We start from the raw sequence: 22880 nt of genomic DNA on the forward strand, positions 1-22880 counted from the left end.
GGTATATTTCGTCCCTTGATCCAAGAAAAAATGAATGTTTAATTCCTTTGATGTGTTTTTGAAAAACATACATAAAAGCGAATCACTTTCATAAATGTGGGCCTTAACCAGCACACCTAGCGGTATAAAACCTGCTTACTTGCGTCGGCTATGTCTTTAATTTGAGGCAAGGCCAGCGCCTCTAAATTCGCCGCATACGGAAGAGGCACATCCTTACTTGTCACACGGACGACTGGCGCATCAAGAAAATCGAAAGCCTCCTGCATGATTTGCGCTGCAATCTCCGCCCCCACACCAGCAAAGGGGAAACCCTCCTCACACGATACAAGACGATTCGTTTTTTGGACAGATCGGATAATCGTTTCCACATCCAGAGGACGAATAGATTGGAGGTCAATGACTTCTGCTGAAATACCCTCTTGTGCAAGGATGTCTGCCGCTTTTAAAGCCTTGCCCACCATAATTGAAAATGAAACAAGCGTTACATCAGTGCCCTCGCGTACAACGCGGGCTTTTCCTAAGGGTTCACAAGCATCCGTATCATCACTAACGTCATCAAAGGATTGACCATACATAAGCTCGTTTTCAAGAAAAATGACAGGATTTGGATCACGTATAGCAGACTTTAACAGGGCTTTTGCACGGCCTGCCGAATAGGGAGATACCACGCGCAGACCCGGACAGTGTGCATACCAACTCGCATAGCACTGAGAATGTTGGGCACCAACACGACTTGCCGCACCGTTAGGACCACGAAATACGATGGGACAACCCATTTGCCCCCCTGACATATAAAGGGTTTTTGCCGCTGAGTTAACAATTTGATCAATTGCTTGCATGGCGAAATTGAATGTCATAAACTCAACGATAGGTCGAAGCTTTAAAAAAGCCGCGCCCACACCAAGACCTGCAAAGCCGTGCTCAGTTATAGGGGTATCAATCACACGGGTTTCACCAAACTGTTCGAGCAACCCCTGCGTCACTTTATAGGCACCGTTGTACTGGGCGACTTCCTCTCCGAGAATAAACACATCCTTATCACGCAGCATTTCTTCTGCCATCGCTGCACGCAGAGCCTCACGCACGGTCATCGTATGCAGTGCCATCAGCGCGCCTCCTCTTCAATCAAAATATCCGTCATCAATTCACCGGCGTCTGGCTCAGGCGCTGTGATCGCAAATTCTGCAACCTCTTTCATGTGGTCACGGACTTCATTCTCAATATCCTTGAGGTCATCAGTCTTCATGGAAAATGCTACGCGCATCTGCTCTTTAAAGTTTGCAAGAGGATCGGATGTTGTTTTAACCTCGGTTACTTCCTCCTTCGAACGGTAACCGGCCGGGTCAGACATAGAGTGCCCACGGTAACGATAGGTACGAACCTCAACAATCATAGGAAACATATTTGTGCGAACCGTGTGTAGCGCCCTACTGACGGCATCTCGAACAGCCAAAACATCCATGCCATCCACTTGGATCCCCTGAATACCAAAAGGCTCGCCGCGCGTGTGCATTTTTTCATCATTTGCACAGCCACGCAACGTGGATGTGCCCATAGCATATCCATTGTTTTCAATAATATAAAGAACCGGAAGACCCCACAAAGAAGCCATATTAAACGATTCATATACCTGACCTTGGTTTGCTGCACCATCCCCAAAATACGTCAGACAAACACCATTATCCTGTTTATATTTGTGTGCAAACGCCATACCGGTGCCAATAGAAACTTGAGCCCCTACGATGCCGTGCCCCCCAAAAAAGTTTTTCTCCCGAGAAAACATGTGCATCGAGCCACCTTTTCCCTTTGAGTATCCCGCTTGGCGTCCTGTCAGCTCTGCCATGACACCTTTAGGGTCCATGCCACATGCTAGCATATGACCATGATCACGATAGGCCGTGATTACAGTGTCTTGCGATTGCATAACATCTTGAGCACCAACAACGACTGCCTCTTGACCAATATACAAATGGCAAAAACCGGCAATATGACCCATACCATAAAGCTGAGAGGCTTTTTCCTCAAATCGACGAATCAAAAGCATGTCTTTGTATAGCTGGCGTGCGTGGCTAAGATCAATATTCATAGAGCCCCCTGCAGAATGGCCTCTGCCTTACACATACCCGAACATACCTTTCAAGGGCACCTCTCACGTGTGTGCTATAGCAATTACTTTGTTAAAGATGACGCGGCACTGCGTGGACGCTCTTTGATACGGGCGCTTTTACCCGAACGATCACGCAAATAATACAGTTTTGCCCGACGCACGACACCACGACGTACCGTCTCAATGCGAATACGAGGAGAGTACAAAGGAAACACACGCTCAACGCCCTCACCGTATGAAATCTTACGCACGGTGAATGATGAATTGATACTATCATTTTTGCGCGCGACACACACGCCTTCAAATGCCTGTTGGCGCTCACGCTCACCTTCGATGATTTTTACCCATACACGTACAGTGTCACCGGGATCAAATTCAGGAATAGGGTTAGCCGCACTTAACTGATTCACTTGGTCTTGGTTGTACTTTTCAACAGTATTCATCGTTTTTCCTCTGTCTTCTTTTTCGCAAGGTATGCTTGCCATAAATCGGGGCGGCGTTCACGTGTGATTTTCTCTGATTCTGCACACCGCCATTTGCGTACATTTTCATGATGGCCACTCACGAGAACATCGGGGACACCTCTACCAGACCATTCTTGAGGCCGCGTAAACTGAGGATACTCCAATAGCCCATTCGTAAAACTTTCTTCCATCAAGGAATTACCTGAATTCATCACGTTTGGCAAGAGGCGAATGCAGCTTTCTGCAATAACCATCGCTGCCACTTCACCACCAGCTAAGACATAGTCCCCGATACTTATCTCTGTGACTTTCCATTTATCAAGAACACGCTGGTCTATGCCTTCAAATCTGCCACAAATGATACCAACATGCTTGTCTTTTACAAGATTTTCTGCTCGTTCTTGTGTCAGAGAAACCCCGCGCGCAGACGTCACCAACAGTCGGTCAAACGGGTTACGTTCAGCCACAGCATGCAGGCATGCATCCAAGACATCAGGACGCATAACCATACCAGCCCCTCCACCAAAAGGGCTATCATCAACGGTTTGGTGTTTATCTGTTGCGTAGCTGCGAATATTGTGTACGTCAAGTGACCAAAGGCCCTTCTCAGCCCCCTTTCCGATAATTGATGCTCCCAGCGTACCTGGAAAAAGGTCCGGATAAAGAGTCACAATGCTCAAGCGCCACATACTAAGACTCTTTCGTCGTTGATGGTTTCTGCGCAACCAAAAAATCGGGGTTCGCTATCAACAGGCCGTTTTCTTTATCAACAGACGGAACCGCCGCCTTCGTAAATGGCAGATAGTACTTCACTCCAGACGCATCGCATATTTCCAGGTTTGTTTGGGCACCAAACGTATCTACGTGTATTACTGTGCCCAACACGGCTCCCCCTGGCGCGTGCGCATGTAATCCCATCAAATCAACATAATAAAACATTTCCTCTTGCAGAATCGGCATATCTTGACGTCGCACCCAGATTGATGTGTTACGCATTGTTTCAGCCGCATTACGATCAGACACCCCTCCCACACGAACAAGAAATGATGAGGCACTAGCCTGAGATTTGCGAACAATACCCACGGGTTCTTGGCACACTGATTCTTGAGTAGTTCCCCGAAAAAGCATAACATACGTAAAAATGTTTTCCGGGGGATCTGTAAAACTTACAAGATTCATATCACCCCGGACACCGTGAGGTTTTGTGAGTTTTCCCACACATACATACGTATCAGCCATCGTTACGCGCTATTCAACCGCCTCAGCTGTAACATCTGCAGCTTCCACTGCTGATGCTCCTTCAGATACTTCTTCCGTGGGGGCTTCCGCTGCGGCTTTTGCTGCCTCTTCTGCTGCAATTTTGGCAGCTGCTGCCTCTTTAGCTGCTTGTGCTTTATCAGTTTTTTCTTTCTCACGCGCGAGTGCTTTAGCCTTTGGCGCAGACTGTTTGGGGGTTTCTGCGTATGTGAATTTATCCGTAATACCCGCATCCCCCAAGAAACGTGCCACACGATCCGTAGGAAGAGCACCGGTTCCCAACCAATGCTTAATGCGCTCTTGGTTCAAAGAAAGACGATCCGCATGATCCTTAGGAACCATGGGATTATAGTATCCTAACTTCTCAAGAAAGCACCCATCACGTGGAGCGGTGTTTTCCGCAACGACAATGTGGTAAAAAGGGCGCTTCTTTGACCCGCGACGAGCCAATCGTAACCGTAGTGCCATAATTATTTCCTTTCATTTTATTCATTATTTACCAAATAAACCACGCATATTGCGTAGCATTCCTTTTCCACCCTGTTGACCCATTTTCTTGGTGAGGTCACTCATGTGGCGAAATTGTTTCACAAGACGATTAATCATCGCCACATCAACGCCCGAACCGCGGGCAATGCGGCGTTTGCGCGAAGCATTGAGAAGATCTGGCTGAGTCCGCTCAGCAGGTGTCATCGCCCGGATAATGGCAAGTTGCTGACGCACATCCCGATCATCAAGCTGTACATGAGTCATCTTTTCTTTTAATCCATTCATCCCCGGAAGCAGAGCCATAATTGACTGCAATCCCCCCATTTTACCAATTTGTTGCAATTGATCCGCAAACATATTCATATCAAAGCGACCCTTGCGGATATTGGCTTCCATGCGTTGTCGGGCTTCAGCATCAACACTCTCAATCGCTCGCTCGACCAGAGAAACAACATCTCCTTTATCAAGAATACGATCAGCCAAACGCTTTGGGTCATATAACTCAAGCTCATGAATGCGCTCACCACGACTGAGAAATTTAATAGGCTGGCCCGTAACCTGGCGCATCGATAAAGCAGCACCCCCGCGCGCATCACCATCGATACGACTCAGCACAATGCCACTAACGCCAACTTTCTTGTGGAACACATCACCCACATTTACAGCATCTTGACCGGACATCGCATCAACCACAAGAAGTGTCTCTTGGGGCTGTGTTGTTTTTTTTATCAGTGCAAGCTCAGACATCATAGCTTCGTCCACTTGCAGACGTCCCGCTGTATCCAAAATCACCATATCCATACCTTGACGTGTGGCTTCGTCAATAGCACGAGCAGCGATAGCCTCAGGCTTTTCACCCACCACAACAGACAAAACAGACAGGTTATTTTGCGTTGCAAGAATGGTCAGCTGTTCCTGGGCAGCCGGGCGATACACATCCAATGACGCAACCATAACTTTTTTGGTGTGTTTTTCATGAAGCCACACCCCAAGCTTTGCCGTAAACGTTGTTTTTCCAGATCCTTGAAGTCCCGCAATCAAGTATACCAGGGGCGGCGATCCCTTGGTGTAGAGAGACTCTGCCTCCCCCAAAATTTCCAGCAATGTGTCATGAACAATCTTAATCACCTGCTGGCCAGGACTAACACTGTCAATAAGCGCAGTGCCTATTGCTTTGTTCTGGACTCGCCCAACAATGTCCTTGGCAACACTCAACGCAACGTCCGCCTCTAGGAGTGCCACGCGAATTTCCCGCAATACAACACGTACGTCATCCTCACGCAACATGCCCTTGTCACGAATTCCTGCGAATATACCAGACAGGCGCTTTGTTAAACTCTCAAACAGAATGCATTCTCCACAAATCCACAACAAAAAGCGCCAGTGGACGAAACTCGTCGACTCGCGGTTCTTGTAAGTTGGTATACATATAGCTGATCATCTCCCAGAAGTCAACGCCAATGTACTTTAGTTAAGGGTGAGACCCGACTGTTTTGGACGAAAAGCCGGCGAACACCACGTCACCTCTTGAAAGTCCTTTAGTTCTTCTAAGAAGAATCATACACCCTTGGGGGAAATAATCATAATCATCTGCATCCCCTCCATTTTGGGCTCACGTTCGATTTTGACCTCTTCACCCAGTTCAGAACGAATGCGATCAAAAATTCGCTGACCAACTTCCTTCCGTGACATTTCACGCCCCCGGAAACGCATGGAAATCTTGACTTTATCGCCATCTGCCAGAAATCGCTCAATATTGCGCTTTTTCACCTGATAGTCATTGTCCTCGATATAAGGGCGAACTTTTACTTCTTTCACGTGAACAATTTTTTGATTCTTTTTGGCTTCAGCTTTTTTCTTTTGTTCGTGGTATTTAAATTTACCATAGTCCAGCACTTTACACACAGGGGGATCCGCATTTGGAGAAATCTCAACAAGATCAAGACCCGCCTGGATGGCCTTTTCCATAGCCTGCTTGGCACTCACAATCCCAAGCATTTCTCCCTCTTGGTCAATCAAGCGGACTTGAAGATGCTGAATTTCATGATTAATCTTGTGCTCATTTGTATTATCCCGGCGAGGATTTGCGTCTGGGCGTCGTATGATCAATTCTCCTTCATTTTTTTATATTCTCAGATTCCGGCATGGTAATCTGTGGTTTATAGGTTGCTACAAAATCAACAACCGTCATGACCTGCTGATTTTGAGATCCTAGCGTTCGCACAGCGACACTACGATCATCGTACTCACGCTTCCCAACAACAAGAATCAACGGGATCTTCTGATTGCTCAACTCGCGGATCTTATAACTTATCTTCTCATTCCGCAAGTCCGCGGATGCGCGAAACCCTTTGGCACGCAAGTCTGCGATAAGTTCGCTCGCGTATTGATTAAAGGCGTCGGTAATAGGAGCAACCACAACCTGAGTCGGCGACAACCACAAAGGAAACTTTCCTGCATAGTGCTCAATCAAAATGCCAATAAATCGCTCAAATGAACCAAAAATTGCACGGTGCAACATAACAGGGCGCTGTTTGTTGCCTTCTTCATCAATATACGATGCCTGCAGACGCTCCGGCAGGACAAAGTCAACCTGCAGAGTGCCACACTGCCACTCGCGTCCAATTGCATCCTTGAGAACAAACTCAAGCTTGGGTCCGTAAAAGGCCCCCTCGCCAGGGTTAAGAACGTAGGTAAGGCCAGCTTCTGTGGACGCTGTTTTCAAGGCATTTTCCGCTTGATCCCACACAGCATCTGATCCCGCTCGCTTTTCAGGGCGATCGGAAAACTTCACCATTACCTCGTCAAAGCCAAAGTCTCTGTAGATCCCCAGAAGGAGGTGACAAAAGCTTTTTGTTTCTGCTGTAATTTGCTCTGGCGTACAAAAAATATGGGCATCATCTTGCGTGAACGCTCGAACGCGCATAATCCCCTGGAGAGCCCCTGATGGCTCATACCGATGACAAGACCCAAACTCCGCCATGCGAATGGGAAGGTCACGATAACTTTTGATACCCTGGCGAAAAATCTGCACATGACAAGGACAGTTCATGGGCTTAATGGCAAGCGTTCGGTTGTCAGCAGCCTCCACCACAAACATGTTTTCACCAAACTTTTCCCAGTGGCCAGACGCCTCCCACAAAGAACGATCCACAAGTTGCGGTGTTTTCACCTCAACATAGCCTTGTTCCTCAAGGCGCGTACGCATGAACGTTTCTAGCAATCGGTAAATTGTCCAACCCTTTGGGTGCCAGAACACACTCCCAGCGGCTTCCTCCTGAAGGTGGAAAAGATCAAGATCCTTGGCAAGCTTGCGGTGATCTCGCTTTTCAGCCTCCTCTAAGCGATGGAGATACGCTTTAAGATGCGCCTCCTCCGCCCATGCTGTGCCATAAATCCGTTGCAGCATGGTGTTTTTTGCGTCGCCCCGCCAGTATGCGCCGGCAATTTTCATCAACTTAAAGGCACGACCCACGTGGCGCGTTGACGGAAGGTGTGGCCCGCGACACAGGTCAATAAAACTGCCCTGTCGGTACAGAGTAATAACCTGATCCGCAGGGATATCCTCAATAATCTCAGCTTTAAATTTTTCCCCGATACTCTTGAAAAAAACCACCGCATCATCCCGACTCCACGCTTCACGAACAATTGGTATATCCGCTTGCACCAATTCATGCATGCGAGCCTCAATTGCCAGAAGGTCATCCGATGAGAGCGGTTCCTTGCGGTAAATATCGTAATAAAATCCCTCCGCGATGGCAGGACCAATAGTGATTTGCGTTTCTGGATACAGCTCTTTGACTGCCTGTGCCAACATATGCGCCGCATCATGCCGAATAACCTCAAGGGCCTCAGGATCCGTGCGAGTCACAATACGCACCCGTGCATTCTGTAGGAGTGGACGAGTCAGATCACACAAGACCCCGTCAACTTCCATAAGAACGGCTTTTTTCCCAAGACCAGCACTGATGGATGCAGCGATATCATGCCCCGTTACCGCTCGTGGAAAGGAACGAACCGTGCTGTCAGGAAGGGTAATATGAACCTGTGAGGACATTATCTTATGTATAAACCTGGATTATTTGATCCAAAAGGGTCATCGCTTCCTTGTAAGGCCTCTGGAAACAGTTGCGGCCAATAATGGATCCATTCCCCCCACCTTGGCGAATCGCTCGTGCATCGGCTAGAACAGCAGCGTCATCAGCTTTTGCACCCCCTGAGAAAATTACCATGCGCCGTCCTGCAAAACAGGAGTCCACCACATGGCCCACCCGATCAGCCAGCGTATCAATGGCAATTTTTTGATCCTGGTATACGTACTTGGCTTCCGTTTTTTCAAGATGTGCCGTAGGAAGCTTTACCTTTACAACGTGCGCACCCAACAAACAAGCCATATGCGCACCATAAGAAACTACATCAATGGCTGTTTCACCCTCTTTAGACATGTTTCCTCGGGTATATGACCAAACAATCACGGCAAGACCTGCTGCTTTTGCATCAGCAATAATGTCCCTTACTTCCTCAAACATATCATAGGTCACATCAGAACCAGGGTAAATCGTGAAACCCACCCCAACACACCCCAGGCGCAAGGCATCTGCTACGGCGGATGTAACCGCTTGATCACTACCACCGTAGGGCTTTGTTAACGTATTCCCACTATTTATTTTGAGAATCAACGGCACAGAGCCAGCAAAGCTATCCGCCCCCGCCTCCAGCAATCCCAAAGGAGCCGCAAAGGCAGAAACACCACTGTCAATCGCTAGTTTATAGTGGAAATGAGGATCATAGGCAGATGGATTCATGCCAAAGGAGCGCCCTGGTCCATGCTCAAAGCCCTGATCCACAGGATAGATAACCATACGCCCCGTACCAGCAAGCTTGCCATGGTTCATCATTGTGTAAAGCTTGGCCTTGCAACCAGGGTTTTCACCTTCATATTTGCCGAGAATCGTGCGTATCGCCTGTGACATGAGCTCTAATTGCTTTCTTTTATTGACGCGTCGCCTGTTTTTTGGATAATCCACTCAAAAAAATCAGGGTGGCCGTCCCGTATGGGCAACACAACCAAACTAGGCACAGCATAAGGATGGTTAGCAATGATGTATTCCTGCAAAATAGAGCGAATTTCTGCGCGGGTTTTAGCGACAAAAATAGCTTCTGGTTTTTTTTGAATACTGTCCCCGTCCCGGAAAATTGACAGAACACCAGGAATGATATTCACGCACGCTGCTAGATTGTTTGCGATAACATCCTGAGCAACCCGTGTGGCCTCTGTAAGATTTGGAAAGGTTACATAAACAAACTCAAACGTATGATCGTCGTATTGTTCAAACATTAGGTCACTTACATCCATTTTTAACATGGTCGGAGCGGCGGGATTCGAACCCACGACCCCCACACCCCCAGCGTGGTGCGCTACCAGGCTGCGCTACGCTCCGAACTCTTTGTTCCAGAACTATACTGATCTCCCACGCATTGCACAAGGTGTTTTTCACTCTGCTTTTTTCTTAAGCATAAAAAAATCGCAGATTTTCCGAAGGCGTCGGGCATGAAGTTCGTCCGAAATACTAAGACGCTCACGTACCTGAGATAGGTTTTTTTTCATTTCAGAACGGTACGAGGCATCGTCCATAAGCTTTCGTGCTTCTTCATATACACGCGTAGCTGTGCATTGATTTTGGATAAACTCCTGTACAATACTATGTCCACTGATGATATTTGGAAGCGCAGCATAAGGGGCATACACCAACCAACGCGCGAATAGTGCTGTGAGTGCATGGACTTTGTACAAAACAACCATAGGCGTTTGACACATCGCAAGCTCAAGAGTCACCGTCCCCGATGCCGCCAGCGCACATACAGAGGCCGTCATGGCCTCATAGCGCTTATGAGGAGGAACAAAGGTAATCCGATCACCACACCGCACAAAGTTTTTTCGCACCTGATCATGGTGTCCTGCCGCTATGGGAAGCAAAAAGTGCACCCGTGAGTCATCAGCGGCCAGCCGCAAAGCTACATCACACAAAAGAGGACCTAAGCGCTCAATTTCACTAGCGCGGCTACCAGGCAAGAGACAAATGCACATTTTCCCCATAAGACCATAGTTTCTTACCAAAGACTCAGGGTCACATTGTTTTTTTGCGACACTTGGATGACCCAAGAACTCCGCATTCAGGCCATATTTCGTAAAATAAGGGGGCTCAAAAGGAAATAAACACGCCAACCCATCAAGAAACTGGGCTACTTTATGCGCGCGCTGCGCACGCCAAGCCCACACAGTAGGAGCACCTACATGCACCACAGGAATGCCATTTTTTTTTGCCCATTTTCCTATAGAAAAATTAAAATCGGGCAAATCAATGGTGAGCAAAAAATCTGGTCTATGCGAACGAATATCGGCAAGAATACGTGCACGTAAACGGATAATTGTGACAAAATGCCGAACGACTTCCGCAATACCAAAGTAGCTTAATTGTTTAGCATCAAAGAGGATGTCTACACCCTCTTCCCGCATTTCTTCACCCCCAACACCTCGAAAACGTAGATTATTTCCGTATATTTTTTTTAAAGAGCGCACATAGGATGCACCCAGAACATCTCCGGAATTTTCTCCTGCAATGACGTACACAAGGGGCATTTTCACACATCCACCGCGCACACAAAAACTCCAGACTCATTTGCTTTTTCAAGTGTTTTTTGTGCATCGATGACATAACAACACCTGGCTTGAACAGCCACACCCGCAAAACCGGCAGCAACCAACTGATCAATTGTATCTGGCCCAATAGTAGGACGATCCAGCCGAAGATCCTGCCCTGCTTTTGCACACTTCACAAGAACCGCACCTTTTGCCTCAAGGTATAAAGCACAACGAGAAAGCAAACCCTGCGTTCCCTCAACAGCTTCTATACCAAGAACATGCTGATTGTTCACAACGACAGCTTGACCTACATCTACAGGACTCAATGCAGCCAAGACCTCTATCCCTCGGGCAATGGACGCCCGTTGGGATGCTGACGGCATTACGTGCGTATAACATGCCGGTAAAAGGGTCAAGTCATCATCGGAAATATCTTCGGGAGAACACACCTGAAAACCTTCTGCTTCAAGCAAGCGAATCAGGCAACGCAAATAGCTGTCATCGCCTCTTTGCTTCATGAGCGTCAGCAACCACAAAAACCCTTTCCAGTCGGGAAGCAAGGAAAAGAGCGTGGGGCGGGTAAAATAACCCACCATCATCACATGTGTGACACCTTGATTTTTGAGATAATGAATAATTTTTTGAATGGCACCCAAACGAAAAATTCTGGGGGAATACTGCGTGACAAAGGTCTTATCCGAAACCCCTGCGAACCCAATAGGCAGGAACGTATTTTTCTGACGGGTCAATAGTTCCGCCCACGACGCGGGCAGCAAACCTCCTCCTCCTAAAAGCGCATAAACTTTTGTCACGATCGACTACCCCCGCGGCACACATAATCCACGCGTTGATTTTTCAACAAACGCAATCAGCATATTGATGTCCGGGGAATCTTGGTGGGATTTTTTCAGGTTATCAATACGCTCTTGACGGGTTCCAACGCCTCGGAAAATCTCTTCGTATGCCCACATAAGAGTATCAATGCGTTCCCGCGTAAATCCTCTCCGGCGTAAACCGATAATATTGAGACCACTCAAAAAAGCACGGTCTCCCTTCACCAAGCCAAATGGGATGACATCACTTTCCACGGCTGAAAGCCCTCCAATAATCGCATGGGATCCAATTTTTACAAATTGATGGATGCCACTGAGGCCACCAATATTCACATTATCCCCAACTTCCACATGGCCAGCAAGTGTTGCATTATTGGCCAGAATCACATTGTTTCCAACAAGACAATCGTGGGCCACGTGTGTGCTGGCCATCAATAAACAGTTATCACCCACAACTGTTTTCATTATCCCAGTTTGTGTGCCACCTTGAAGCGTTGCATATTCACGAATCTTGTTGTTCTTGCCGATAATCAAAAGCGAATCTTCACCAGAATACTTAAGGTCCTGGGTCACATGGCCGATCGAAGCAAAGGGAAATATCTCAGTTCCCTCACCAATTTCTGTATTACCCTCGATCACAACGTGGCTATGCAGGCGAACATTATCACCAAGGGTCACGCGCGCACCAAGAACACAGTAAGGGCCTATTTGAACATTTTCACCAAGGCGTGCGCCAGGGGCAATAATAGCAGTGGGGTGAATAGTCACAGAATTTTCCGGGGGATTAGAAAAAGGTTGGATCATTTTTTATTCGCAATCATCGCTGTAAACGTGGCTTCTGCATGGACAATATTTTTTACTTTTGCGACACCTTTGAAACGCCAAACATTGAATCGTTCTTGCTTTTTTGTCACATGGAGCATTAACGCATCACCGGGCAAAACAGGTTTGCGGAACCTTGCATCCTCAATGGATAAAAAGTATACCATCTTTTGTTGGTCTGCTGTATCCATGCCATGAATGACGATCACACCGGCTGTTTGTGCCATTGCTTCTACAATGAGAACACCTGGCATAATAGGGGTATCAGGAAAGTGTCCAGCAAAGTAAGGTTCGTTAACCGTAACGTTCTTAATTCCCAGACCTTCTGTGCTTTTTTGCACAATCTCCACACAATCCACTAATAACATCGGATAACGATGAGGGATCAGTTTCTTAATATCTTGGACTCCCAACGTTACAGGTGCCTCTTGTTTTTTCTCCGCTGACAAACTTATATTCTCACGCATTATTGCACTTTTCTCCTATTTACAAACAGGCTTAGGCGCCGCCATCTGCGCAAGCGTCACAGTCTGTCGATGCCATTGAGTCACTGGAACAGCTGGTAATCCTGCAACAGTTTGACCCGGGGCAATATCTTTCATTACCCCACTTTTTGCCGCTATACGCGCACCTTTTCCGATACGAATGTGCCCCGCAATACCTGCTTGGCCTCCAATAATCACATGGTCCTCAAGAATACAACTACCTGCGATTCCGACCTGAGCAACAACCACACAACCGCGGCCCATCTGCACACCATGACCAATCTGCACCAAGTTATCAATACGCGTTCCCTCACCGATGATTGTATCCGTAAGCGTTCCACGATCAATAGTTGTCCCCGCCCCAATATCAACATGATTCTCAATAATTACCTGCCCCAATTGCGGAACGGATACATGCCCTTTTTCATCCATGACGAAGCCGAACCCTGCTTGCCCAATTTTTACACCAGCACTCAAGGACACACCGTCCCCAAGCGTCGCAAACTGCAACGAGACATGCGATCCGATAGAGCAGTTTTCACCAATAGTAACGCCACTCTCAATGACAGTGTGCGCACCAATGTGTGTGCCTGAACCAATTATAACATTTTCTTGGATCACAACACCGGGAGAAAGAGTTGCTTGTGGGGAAACTTTTGCGCCCGGATGAACCCATGCCCCTTCAGGGTTCTGAACACGTGGCCGCAAATCACGAGGATGAGGCGCATAAAAGCAGGCCGCGAGCTTTGCAAACGCACGGTAGGGTTGCGGATGAAAAATACAAGGGATTTTGGGCTCCCCTCCTCCAATGAAGGTTTTATCTGTTATGCAAGCCAGAGCTTTCGCATCATTAAGGGAGGGGACATAGCGTGCATTGTGCAGAAAAGTGATGTCGCAATTCTCAGCATCACTCAACGAAGCCAGACGATTGACCACCTGTGTCAAAGAAGCCTGGCGAACACTTCCTTGGCACAAATCACCGCCAATAAAATCTGCCACACCCTGGAGTGTAAACGTTCTATTTTTAGCATAAAAGCGGGGGTGCGGCATTACGGTGCCTCCTTTGTGCCTAAAATTGCAATCACCTGATTCGTCAGATCAAGTTTCTGATCACTATACAAAACAAAGGTTGTTGACATCATATTGGTGGGCAAAATCAGCTGAATATTGTTTTGCTCAGCAACGCGCTTAAGGGCTTTTTGAAATAACATATGCGCCTGACTCTGTTCTTTTTCTGCAAGAGAAACAAGCGTTTTTTTGCGCGCACTCAGTTTTTCATGCGCCGCTTTTAATTTTTTCTCAAAGGCTTCTTGTGCTTCTGGAAATTTCTGAGGGTCAGATTTCCGCAAAGACATAAGCGCTTTATTTTCCACAGAGAGCGTTTTTTCAAGCTCCCCTAACTCCTTATAAAACTGATCACGCTTTTCGCTAAACACTTTAGCCGCATCAACAAATGGAGTCGCCTCTGACAAGATCTTATCGTAGTCTACAACACCCACGCGTGAAGCGGAAACTGGTGACATAAAAACACACCACACCAGGATAAGACCATGAAAAACGCCCCAAAATCGGCACAAGATATTCGCGTATGGTGACACGTGATAAAATCCTCTAGTTACCAAACTTGAGCAAGAATGAGCGGCTTTCATCACCTGATTTCCGGCGCACAGGCCACGCAAAGGTCACCTCAATGTTACCCATGGGTGTACGAACACCCAGACCAAATCCAGCAGTCAAACGGAGCGCAGAGCTATCGTGCACAAGGGTTTTATTATACCCACCATCCCACACTGTTCCTGCATCCATAAACGTTTTAAACTTCATTCCTAGGTCATCAGGGACCCCCGGAACAGGCATTGTTACCTCTGCAGATCCCGCGTAGTACTTATATCCCCCCAAGGAATAATCCGGACGCAACTTATCGCGCACTGTAATACCATCAAACTCAAACCCACGGAAGTTATAGCCGCCAAGAGTGAATCTATCCGCGCTTAAAACACGCTTGCCCATCTTAGCGATTATACCACCACGAGCATTCAGGTGCAGAATGACTTGCTCATAGATGGGATGATAAAAGCTCGCTCCACATTGATTGCGAAGATGATTGGCATCCCCTCCAAGGCCGTAGAAGCGGTTAGAAAAGCTAATACTATATCCCTCAGTGGGCTCATTGCGATCATCCGTTTTATCCCATAAAAGCTCCTGATCTACATAGGAGCGAACAATGTGCGAAGGTTCCGCACGGATAAAGCTTGAAACTTCTGACTGATTGTTGTTTCTGCGCTTATCTTGGCTAATCCCGTACGTAACAGTTTGATAAAGATCAGTCATCAACTCATAGCTCATGTAAATTTCAGAACCTAGGCTTTGGTTACGATACCCCTTGTGGTGCGTTCCCACAGTACCCACGCTTTTCTCAAGTCCCATATTTAAGCGTATACCAGCAACAATCGGACGATTGGTAAAGTTTGGGTGGGAATAGTCAAGAGTAATATCCTGGCTTCGCTTACCACCCTGCAAGCCAACGCCCAGGAATTTTCCTTCGCCAAACAGGTTGCGTTCTGCAGCAGAAATTCCACCAATAACTCCCTGTTGGGTATTATATCCAAACATAAAGGTAAACTCACCCGTTGATGGTTTTTCATCGACATCCACGATAAGATTTACTTTATCTTGCTGGTCAGAGGCTTCGCGCTGGATCTCAATCTTTTTAAAATACCCAAGATTCTTAATACGGCGCTCAGATTCACGAATTTTTGCCGCATTGTAGGGATCTCCTTCAAAGACCAGCATCTCTCGACGAATCACATCCCCATTGGTGCGATGATTCCCCTTAATAATGATCTGATCAATATAAACACTGGGACCCTCAGAAACTTCGAAAGTGATATCAACAACTCTACCATCTTTCTTTTTAATTTCTGGATTGACATCAACAAATGCAAACCCTTTATTCCCAAGATAGTTAGAGATCTTAATCACTGTATCATTCACCCTGCGAGCACTATACCAATCTCCTTTTTTGAAGGTTGCAACCTTCAAAAGTTCCTCAGGCGTCACACCTTTAATCACACATCGTGCCAAAAGATCCCCAATCGCATAACGCCCACCCTCATCCAGGGTAAAGGTGATAAAAAAGTCTTTATGATCCGGCGTCAGTTCCGCAATAGCAGACGTAACCTTAAAATCGATATAACCATGCTCCAGATAAAATTTTCGCAACAACTCGCGATCATACCCCAAACGTTCGGGATCGTAGTTATCTTCAGAAGTAAAGAAACGATACCAGCGCGTCTCCTTTGTTTGAATAACAGACTCAAGCTTGGATGTGCCAAAAGCGCGATTACCATTGAAGGCGATTTTACGGATAGCTGTTGCCTTTCCTTCCTTAACTTCAAAAACAACATCCACACGATTTTGCTCCTTACGAACGACTTTTGGAGTCACAACGGCCGCAAAGTATCCCTTCAGTCGATATAAATCCTGGATAATTTGCGCATCGTGCTTCACGCGCGCCAGTGTATACACCTGACGCGGCTTAAGATCTAGCCGAGGCGTAATAACTTTATCTTCTATCTGATTATTACCCTCAATCGCAACACGGTTTACAAGAGGGTTCTCCACAACAACAATGTGGAGTTTGTTATTTTTGACATCAAGTTTGGCATCCGCAAAAAAATTAGTCTGATAAAGACGCTTTAGGCCATCATTAAGAGCATCATTGGTATGATCTTTTCCAACCTCTATTTTCAGGTAAGACTCAATCGTAGCCTTATCAATGCGCTTATTGCCTTCAATCACTATTGCATCAACACGCATTGCACTTACTGTTGAGCAAGCCACCAACGCCGCAACAAAAATATGCTTTATAACTCCCACCATTCGAAACCTACTCTCTGAATTATCCTAAAAATCGCACGACGTCATTGGAAGTACTCACAAAGAAAAGCAACCCCACAACAACAAGCCCCACATACCCAATAATGGTTTGTACGCGCTCTGAAAAAGGAGCGCCATTCACCATCTCAGCGGCATACATTACTATCTGCCCACCATCAAGAAGCGGTATAGGGAGGATATTAATAAAACCAAGACTAACAGACAAAAAAGCCATCGCCCACAGAACACTGGTCAGCTGTGTATGTGCAAGTTCGGCCACTTTCTTCGCAATACCCAAGGGACCCACAAGCTCCCGTGTTGAGCGCTCCCCAAAAATCATTTGAGAAATAGCCGAAAAACTCGCGACAGTTAGGGCTACAACACGCTCACACGCACGCAACCCAGAGGAAACAACGGTGTGTTGATGGAATATTTGCTGAGGCTCAACGCCCAAAACACCTACTTTCGTCGAACTCCCAGCAGCTGTCACATCCATCGATGAGGGCGTGGTATTTAGGATGAGTTCTGCGTGATTACGCATTACCTGAATATTCACTTTTGTTTCAGGCTTACTCCTAATAATCTCTGACATCTGGATAAAGGTGTCCACAGCCCGACCATCGATGGCAAGGATACGATCGCCTGCACGCAGCCCCCCCTGATCAGCAGCACTGCCTACAAGCACACGCCCAACAACAGGATCAGGGTTCGAAACCGGTTCGCCAGAAGCAAGCATAAGGCCCCACATCAGAAAAATCGCAAACAGATAGTTCGCAAGAGGACCAGCAGCGGCAACTTGAATGCGCTGCCAGGGTGTTTTTGCGTGCAAGGCACCTGCCAACTGCTCTGGGGTCAGGGCTTTCAGTGCCTCTGGCGAACTATTGCTGGCATTATCTTCATCGCTCAGCATACGCACATAACCACCCAGCGGAAACATAGAAAGACGCCAGCGTGTTTGATTTTTATCTGTCCATCCCCACAGTTCGGGGCCAAAACCAATCGAGAATGTCTCTACGTGTACACCATGGCGGCGCGCCACCCAGTAGTGTCCTAACTCATGAACAAAAACCAGCGTCGTAAGCACCAACAGGAACGGCAAAACACTTAAAATTACACTTGTCACTTGCATGGCCTTTTCTCTAAATACTCCAAAAACTTACACATAATCTCAGTAAGTGCAAGCTCTTTCACGCACCACAAAAAGACTGTATACCCATCATACAAAATACCTGTTTTGTTGGTACAAACCAAAAAGAAATCCCTAGCACAAAAAAGAGCATAATAAGGCCATCAAGACGATCGACCACACCGCCGTGCCCCGGAATAATGTTACTGACATCCTTAAGGCTCAAGTGACGTTTGAACAGTGATTCCAGAAGATCGCCCAGCTGCACAAGAGCACTCACAAATATTGCAAAAAAAACCAAATGAAAAGGGGTTTCAAAAGCATCCATACCCCCAAAAGAAACCAACAGAGTGCAGCCCACAACTACAAAAACAACAGAGCCAAACGCCCCTGACCACGTTTTGTTCGGGCTAATGTAGGGAGCAAACTTACAACCACCCACAAGATTTCCCACAATATAGCCCCCACTATCACTGGCCCAAGTGAGTACGGTCAGCGCAATTAGATACAAAGAGCCAAGGTCATTTATGACACGCCACACGCCTGTAAAGGAGATAGCCAAGTACAACAACCACGCGCTTAATAAAATGCATGACTGCCGTGATCGCAACAAGAAGAGCACGCTATACACTTCACAGAGGCAAATCACAAACATCAAAGCCACAAAAGAAGTGGCAATTACTCCTCCTGCGTAAAGAGCTGTTAGTGTAATGGGCATCAGCACAAACGATGCCAGAACACGCTTGAAAACATCAGCGTGGAGTCGCACCATAACGCCTTTCTCTTGACGCAAACTGTGCCAAAGCATCCTCAAAGTGCTCTTTATTATAATCAGGCCAATACACATCCTGAAAAACCATCTCTGCATAAGAAAGCTGCCAAAGGAGGAAATTACTCAAACGCCTTTCCCCGCTCGTGCGTATAAGCAAATCAGGCGCGGAAAGATTCTGCTGTGCAGTGGAAAGATTTTCCGTAATCGTATCCACCCCAATATCAGCTGGAACTAACTTGCCCTTTTCTACATCCAATGCTATTTTTTTGACTGCAGCAGCAATGTCTTGTTGACCACCATAGTTGAGGGCAAGACACACGCCAATCCGTGTAAATGAGGCAGTCTTGGCACAAGCATCCTCCAAAATTTGGACCACATCTTTGGGAAAAGCCCTATAGTCGCCAATAATTTTCAGACACACACCATTTTTGATGAGATCATTCAGTTCACGCTTCACATAAAAACGGATAAGAGAAAAAAGACCGGAAATCTCTTGCTTGGTACGTTTCCAGTTTTCTGTGGAAAAAGCAAAGACAGTAAGCTGTGAAATTCCCAAATCAATGGAGGCCTCCACTGTGCGACGCAGAGCCTCAGCCCCCTGACGATGACCCTCAACGCGAGGCAAACCACGCTTCGTTGCCCAGCGGCCGTTTCCATCCATAATAATCGCAACATGATGGGGGGGTGATTCATCCCGCGTTTTTAGGTTTGGTAAAGGAAACCCCATACTATTCCCCGAGTATATCTTTTTCTTTTTCAACAAGAAGGGCATCAATTTTTTTGACGAAATCATCCGTCAAATCTTGAATTTTTGTCGATGTGGTGCGGAAATTATCCTCAGAAATATCACCCTTTTTTTCTGACTTCTTGATTGTTTCCATGCCATCGCGCCGCACATTACGCACAGCAACACGAGCCTGTTCTGCGTAGCGGGCTGCAACCTTTACCAATTCCTGACGCCGCTCTTGGCTCAACTCAGGGATACGCACGCGAACAACAGCGCCTTCGGCCGATGGATTAAGCCCAAGCCCTGACTCGCGAATTGCTTTTTCCACGGCACTTGCAAGAGACGCATCCCATACCTGAACCGCCAGTAACCGTGGCTCAGGAACACCCACCGATGCAATTTGATTAAGTGGCGTCAACGTTCCATATGCCAAAACGCGCACGCCCTCAAGGAGGTTGACGTTCGCACGCCCTGTGCGAAGCCCATTGAATTCTTTTTTGAGGGACTCAAGAGCCCCCTCCATACGCGTGCTTAAATTTTGTAAAGATTCACTCTGCATTACAATCTCATCTCTCTAAACTATGCTATGATACGTAGGTACACACCGCGGTGCCATTCATAACTTTTCCCAACTGACCTTTTTTGTATATCGAAAAGACAGCAATGGGAAGAGCATTTTCTTGTGCGAGCGTAATAGCCGTCATATCCATCACATGCAATTTCTTACTCACAACATCCGCATAGGAGACTGATGAAAGATGCTCGGCTGTGACATCTTTTGCAGGATCTGCCGTATAAATGCCATCAAACTTTGTCCCCTTCAAAAGCAGTGTACACGTAAGCTCAACCGCCCGAAGAACCGCGGCCGTATCAGTAGTAAAGTATGGATTGCCACTGCCTGCCGCACAAATCACAACCTCTCCTGAGTCAAGATACTCGCGTGCCCGGTGGCTGGTGAAGCTTTCACAAAAATTGGGCATTGGCACTGCCGACAAAACACGCGAACGACAGCCCTTTTGCGTCAACATTGCATGCATAGCAAGACCGTTAATGACTGTGGCAAGCATGCCCATGTGATCAGAAGTTGTGCGCTCGAGCCCCATTTCTGCCCCACGCATACCCCGGAAAATATTGCCACCGCCGACAACAAGGGCTACTTGACAACCTGACTGTACAAGAGCGTAGATATCATCCGCCACCTGAGAAACCATTTGCGCATCAAGACCGTATGTGTGTGAGCCCATAAGAGCCTCTCCAGAAATCTTCAGAAGAACTCGGGTATGTTTTTCCACACTCACACCTCTCTTTTTCAACTATCGCACGCGAGCGAAATACCCTCACAACAAAAAGGGAACTTCTTAAGAACCAAGCTGGGCTGCTACTTCAGCGGCAAAGTCTTCTTCTTTTTTTTCAATGCCCTCACCCAGTGTAAAACGCACAAAACCGGACAACGCTACAGGCGCACCCAAATCCTTGGACGCATCCGTAAGCACTTCCTTCACACGCTTATCCGGATTCATGACAAAGGACTGCTCAACAAGAACAACCTCTTCATAAAACTTGCGCATCCGTCCTTCTATCATTTTTTCAATGATCGTATCGGGCTTCCCTGACTCACGGGCTTGCTCAATAAAAATTTGTTTTTCACGCGCAATAAAATCCTCAGAAAGTTCAGCCACTGTGGCTGCTTCAGGACGCGTCGCGGCAATATGCATGGCAATCTGACGCCCCAGATCCTCCAGCGCGGCCGTATTTGCTGTTGACTCCAGCGCCACAAGAACACCAATCTTACCAATCCCCTCAGCAATAGCATTATGAACGTATGTGGCAACAACCCCCGTATCCACGGAAAGTACGTGCGCCCGACGAATGTTCATATTTTCACCAATAACTGCGATCATATGGGTGAGCTCATCCCCAACGGTTCTTTCTGATCCAGGAAACGGTTTATTCTTCAGTGCAGCAACTTCCGTAACATTGTGCGCCACAATCTCTGCAGCCGCACGAACAAAACCCTGAAAGGTATCATTACGCGCCACAAAATCAGTTTCTGAATTTACCTCAATAATTCCCGCAACAGTGCCCATAGATGCCACACCAACCAAGCCCTCTGCCGCAACACGAGAGGCTTTCTTCGCAACCGCTGAAAGTCCTTTCGTACGCAACCAATCGATAGCGGCATCCATAACACCTTCCGATTCAATGAGTGCTTTTTTGCAATCCATCATCCCCGCACCCGTTGTTTCACGTAGTTCCTTTACCATTGCCGGTGTTATTGACATTGTTACCCTCTTGCTCTGTTACATACTGTTAATGAATGCCCCCTTGTGAGGAAGCTGCTATATGATTATCCCTCCACCGCGGGCTCTTCTTCTAGGACAGATGCTTTTGGTGACCCCTCTTGAGATGCTTTGGACTCCCCAGCACTCACAACGGCATCCACATCTGCCGCATCCGTCACTGGGTTTATAGCCGCAGCCGGTTTTGCCTTGCGTGGGCGGCTGGCCCCTAAGGAGTCTCCACCTAAATCACTTCGCGCCCCAAGGTCAAGTCCTGACGCCGAAATTTGCTTTTTCAGACCCTCGATAATTGTGTCCGCCATCAATCGGCAATAAAGATCAATTGCCCGGCTTGCGTCATCATTTCCAGGAATTGGAAAGTCCACAGACTCAGGGTCTGCATTTGTATCCGTTATGGCCACAATGGGAATCCCAAGCTTTCGCGCCTCGCTAATGGCAGTATGCTCCTTCACAACATCAACAACAAACAAAACATCAGGCGCCCCATTCATCTCAAGAATGCCGCCCAGGTTACGCTCGAGCTTTGCCATCTCAAGCTGAAGCTTGAGTTGCTCTTTTTTGGTGATTTTCAAAACAGGCAAAGCCAGTTGTTCTTTTGTCGCATTCAATCGACGGATCGATTGAGAGATAGTATTCCAATTGGTCAACATGCCACCCAACCAACGATGGTTAACATAGTACTGTGCACACCGCTTGGCCGATTCAGCAACAATATCCGAAGCTTGACGCTTGGTTCCTACAAACAGAACACGGCCTCCTTTTGCTACTGTATCGTGCACAAAGCGAAGCGCATTAAATAGCATGGGTGCTGATTTTTCCAGGTTCAAAATGTGGATACCACTGCGTGTTCCAAAAATGTACGGGGCCATTTTAGGGTTCCACTTCCGTGGTTGATGACCAAAATGCACACCTGCCGTTAATAAATCACGAATTGTAAATGATGGGATACTCATACTCAATATTTTCCTTTACCGGT

The 22880-nt window shown here is 47.1% G+C and carries 25 protein-coding genes and 1 tRNA gene; all 26 read right to left on the reverse strand.

The features are described 5' to 3' along the window. Positions 1-116 precede the first annotated feature (116 nt). Positions 117-1106, reverse strand: a complete 990-nt coding sequence (locus tag H6849_00510; GenBank protein USO01527.1) for a pyruvate dehydrogenase complex E1 component subunit beta — start codon at positions 1104-1106, stop codon at positions 117-119. Beyond that, positions 1106-2086 carry a pyruvate dehydrogenase (acetyl-transferring) E1 component subunit alpha gene (gene pdhA / locus H6849_00515; protein USO01528.1) on the reverse strand — a complete coding sequence of 327 codons (981 nt, stop codon included), beginning with the start codon at positions 2084-2086 and terminating at the stop codon, positions 1106-1108. The genes H6849_00510 and pdhA overlap by 1 nt, the downstream gene beginning before the upstream one ends. 83 nt (positions 2087-2169) lie before the next feature. Beyond that, positions 2170-2550: a 50S ribosomal protein L19 gene (gene rplS, locus H6849_00520; GenBank protein USO01529.1), complete on the reverse strand. Its 381-nt coding sequence runs from the start codon at positions 2548-2550 to the stop codon at positions 2170-2172. Beyond that, positions 2547-3260 carry a tRNA (guanosine(37)-N1)-methyltransferase TrmD gene (gene trmD, locus H6849_00525; GenBank protein USO01530.1) on the reverse strand — a complete coding sequence of 238 codons (714 nt, stop codon included), beginning with the start codon at positions 3258-3260 and terminating at the stop codon, positions 2547-2549. Before trmD ends, rplS begins: the two co-directional genes overlap by 4 nt. Position 3261: 1 nt before the next feature. Then, the gene (rimM, locus tag H6849_00530) at positions 3262-3810 is read right to left on the reverse strand and encodes a 16S rRNA processing protein RimM (GenBank protein USO01531.1); all 549 of its coding nucleotides are present in this window, start codon (positions 3808-3810) and stop codon (positions 3262-3264) included. Positions 3811-3819: 9 nt separating this feature from the next. Beyond that, positions 3820-4296: a 30S ribosomal protein S16 gene (gene rpsP / locus H6849_00535; protein USO01532.1), complete on the reverse strand. Its 477-nt coding sequence runs from the start codon at positions 4294-4296 to the stop codon at positions 3820-3822. Between the two features lie 24 nt (positions 4297-4320). Beyond that, positions 4321-5664: a signal recognition particle protein gene (gene ffh, locus H6849_00540; GenBank protein USO01886.1), complete on the reverse strand. Its 1344-nt coding sequence runs from the start codon at positions 5662-5664 to the stop codon at positions 4321-4323. Between the two features lie 210 nt (positions 5665-5874). Further along, entirely contained in the window at positions 5875-6420 is a 546-nt protein-coding gene (gene infC / locus H6849_00545) for a translation initiation factor IF-3 (protein USO01887.1), read from the reverse strand. Positions 6421-6433: 13 nt separating this feature from the next. Then, a complete protein-coding gene (gene thrS / locus H6849_00550; protein USO01533.1) occupies positions 6434-8374 on the reverse strand; it encodes a threonine--tRNA ligase in 1941 nt (646 codons plus the stop codon). Positions 8375-8378: 4 nt separating this feature from the next. Further along, positions 8379-9290, reverse strand: coding sequence for a class I fructose-bisphosphate aldolase (locus tag H6849_00555; GenBank protein ID USO01534.1), 912 nt, complete (start codon positions 9288-9290; stop codon positions 8379-8381). Positions 9291-9295: 5 nt separating this feature from the next. After that, positions 9296-9655, reverse strand: coding sequence for a divalent-cation tolerance protein CutA (locus tag H6849_00560; protein ID USO01535.1), 360 nt, complete (start codon positions 9653-9655; stop codon positions 9296-9298). 26 nt (positions 9656-9681) lie between these two features. After that, positions 9682-9758, reverse strand: a tRNA-Pro gene (locus H6849_00565). Positions 9759-9811: 53 nt separating this feature from the next. Continuing rightward, positions 9812-10957, reverse strand: a complete 1146-nt coding sequence (gene lpxB, locus H6849_00570; protein USO01536.1) for a lipid-A-disaccharide synthase — start codon at positions 10955-10957, stop codon at positions 9812-9814. 2 nt (positions 10958-10959) lie between these two features. Beyond that, the gene (gene lpxI / locus H6849_00575; GenBank protein USO01537.1) at positions 10960-11772 is read right to left on the reverse strand and encodes a UDP-2,3-diacylglucosamine diphosphatase LpxI; all 813 of its coding nucleotides are present in this window, start codon (positions 11770-11772) and stop codon (positions 10960-10962) included. 6 nt (positions 11773-11778) lie between these two features. After that, positions 11779-12597 carry an acyl-ACP--UDP-N-acetylglucosamine O-acyltransferase gene (gene lpxA / locus H6849_00580; protein USO01538.1) on the reverse strand — a complete coding sequence of 273 codons (819 nt, stop codon included), beginning with the start codon at positions 12595-12597 and terminating at the stop codon, positions 11779-11781. Next, entirely contained in the window at positions 12594-13082 is a 489-nt protein-coding gene (fabZ, locus tag H6849_00585; protein ID USO01539.1) for a 3-hydroxyacyl-ACP dehydratase FabZ, read from the reverse strand. Before fabZ ends, lpxA begins: the two co-directional genes overlap by 4 nt. 15 nt (positions 13083-13097) lie before the next feature. Next, the gene (gene lpxD / locus H6849_00590) at positions 13098-14150 is read right to left on the reverse strand and encodes a UDP-3-O-(3-hydroxymyristoyl)glucosamine N-acyltransferase (protein USO01540.1); all 1053 of its coding nucleotides are present in this window, start codon (positions 14148-14150) and stop codon (positions 13098-13100) included. Then, a complete protein-coding gene (locus H6849_00595) occupies positions 14150-14623 on the reverse strand; it encodes an OmpH family outer membrane protein (protein ID USO01541.1) in 474 nt (157 codons plus the stop codon). Before H6849_00595 ends, lpxD begins: the two co-directional genes overlap by 1 nt. An 88-nt stretch (positions 14624-14711) precedes the next feature. Then, on the reverse strand, positions 14712-16982 hold the full coding sequence (gene bamA, locus H6849_00600) for an outer membrane protein assembly factor BamA (GenBank protein ID USO01542.1): 2271 nt from the start codon (positions 16980-16982) through the stop codon (positions 14712-14714). 19 nt (positions 16983-17001) lie between these two features. Then, positions 17002-18102: a site-2 protease family protein gene (locus H6849_00605; GenBank protein ID USO01543.1), complete on the reverse strand. Its 1101-nt coding sequence runs from the start codon at positions 18100-18102 to the stop codon at positions 17002-17004. Between the two features lie 64 nt (positions 18103-18166). After that, positions 18167-18877, reverse strand: coding sequence for a phosphatidate cytidylyltransferase (locus tag H6849_00610; protein ID USO01544.1), 711 nt, complete (start codon positions 18875-18877; stop codon positions 18167-18169). Next, positions 18858-19604: a di-trans,poly-cis-decaprenylcistransferase gene (gene uppS, locus H6849_00615; GenBank protein USO01545.1), complete on the reverse strand. Its 747-nt coding sequence runs from the start codon at positions 19602-19604 to the stop codon at positions 18858-18860. Before uppS ends, H6849_00610 begins: the two co-directional genes overlap by 20 nt. Position 19605: 1 nt before the next feature. After that, positions 19606-20163, reverse strand: coding sequence for a ribosome recycling factor (gene frr, locus H6849_00620; protein USO01546.1), 558 nt, complete (start codon positions 20161-20163; stop codon positions 19606-19608). 25 nt (positions 20164-20188) lie between these two features. Continuing rightward, positions 20189-20848: a UMP kinase gene (locus H6849_00625; GenBank protein ID USO01888.1), complete on the reverse strand. Its 660-nt coding sequence runs from the start codon at positions 20846-20848 to the stop codon at positions 20189-20191. A 114-nt stretch (positions 20849-20962) separates the two neighbouring features. Next, a complete protein-coding gene (locus tag H6849_00630) occupies positions 20963-21886 on the reverse strand; it encodes an elongation factor Ts (GenBank protein USO01547.1) in 924 nt (307 codons plus the stop codon). Positions 21887-21951: 65 nt separating this feature from the next. Continuing rightward, positions 21952-22857, reverse strand: coding sequence for a 30S ribosomal protein S2 (rpsB, locus tag H6849_00635; protein ID USO01548.1), 906 nt, complete (start codon positions 22855-22857; stop codon positions 21952-21954). Between the last annotated feature and the right edge of the window lie 23 nt (positions 22858-22880).

Source organism: Alphaproteobacteria bacterium (assembly GCA_023898725.1).
In the GTDB taxonomy this organism is placed as follows: domain Bacteria; phylum Pseudomonadota; class Alphaproteobacteria; order JAUHZC01; family JAUHZC01.

Coding starts and splice junctions, on each gene's coding strand:
- H6849_00595 (USO01541.1), bottom strand. CDS start 14,623: ATGTCACCAGTTTCCGCTTCACGCGTGGGTGTTGTAGACTACGATAAG.
- thrS (USO01533.1), bottom strand. CDS start 8,374: ATGTCCTCACAGGTTCATATTACCCTTCCTGACAGCACGGTTCGTTCC.
- H6849_00610 (USO01544.1), bottom strand. CDS start 18,877: ATGGTGCGACTCCACGCTGATGTTTTCAAGCGTGTTCTGGCATCGTTT.
- uppS (USO01545.1), bottom strand. CDS start 19,604: ATGGGGTTTCCTTTACCAAACCTAAAAACGCGGGATGAATCACCCCCC.
- bamA (USO01542.1), bottom strand. CDS start 16,982: ATGGTGGGAGTTATAAAGCATATTTTTGTTGCGGCGTTGGTGGCTTGC.
- H6849_00510 (USO01527.1), bottom strand. CDS start 1,106: ATGGCACTGCATACGATGACCGTGCGTGAGGCTCTGCGTGCAGCGATG.
- rplS (USO01529.1), bottom strand. CDS start 2,550: ATGAATACTGTTGAAAAGTACAACCAAGACCAAGTGAATCAGTTAAGT.
- frr (USO01546.1), bottom strand. CDS start 20,163: ATGCAGAGTGAATCTTTACAAAATTTAAGCACGCGTATGGAGGGGGCT.
- H6849_00625 (USO01888.1), bottom strand. CDS start 20,848: ATGGGCTCACACACATACGGTCTTGATGCGCAAATGGTTTCTCAGGTG.
- lpxD (USO01540.1), bottom strand. CDS start 14,150: ATGCCGCACCCCCGCTTTTATGCTAAAAATAGAACGTTTACACTCCAG.
- rpsB (USO01548.1), bottom strand. CDS start 22,857: ATGAGTATCCCATCATTTACAATTCGTGATTTATTAACGGCAGGTGTG.
- rimM (USO01531.1), bottom strand. CDS start 3,810: ATGGCTGATACGTATGTATGTGTGGGAAAACTCACAAAACCTCACGGT.
- lpxB (USO01536.1), bottom strand. CDS start 10,957: ATGCCCCTTGTGTACGTCATTGCAGGAGAAAATTCCGGAGATGTTCTG.
- H6849_00555 (USO01534.1), bottom strand. CDS start 9,290: ATGTCACAGGCGATACGCACGATTCTCGGCAAATATGAAGGTGAAAAC.
- pdhA (USO01528.1), bottom strand. CDS start 2,086: ATGAATATTGATCTTAGCCACGCACGCCAGCTATACAAAGACATGCTT.
- rpsP (USO01532.1), bottom strand. CDS start 4,296: ATGGCACTACGGTTACGATTGGCTCGTCGCGGGTCAAAGAAGCGCCCT.
- H6849_00560 (USO01535.1), bottom strand. CDS start 9,655: ATGTTTGAACAATACGACGATCATACGTTTGAGTTTGTTTATGTAACC.
- lpxA (USO01538.1), bottom strand. CDS start 12,597: ATGATCCAACCTTTTTCTAATCCCCCGGAAAATTCTGTGACTATTCAC.
- fabZ (USO01539.1), bottom strand. CDS start 13,082: ATGCGTGAGAATATAAGTTTGTCAGCGGAGAAAAAACAAGAGGCACCT.
- H6849_00630 (USO01547.1), bottom strand. CDS start 21,886: ATGTCAATAACACCGGCAATGGTAAAGGAACTACGTGAAACAACGGGT.
- trmD (USO01530.1), bottom strand. CDS start 3,260: ATGTGGCGCTTGAGCATTGTGACTCTTTATCCGGACCTTTTTCCAGGT.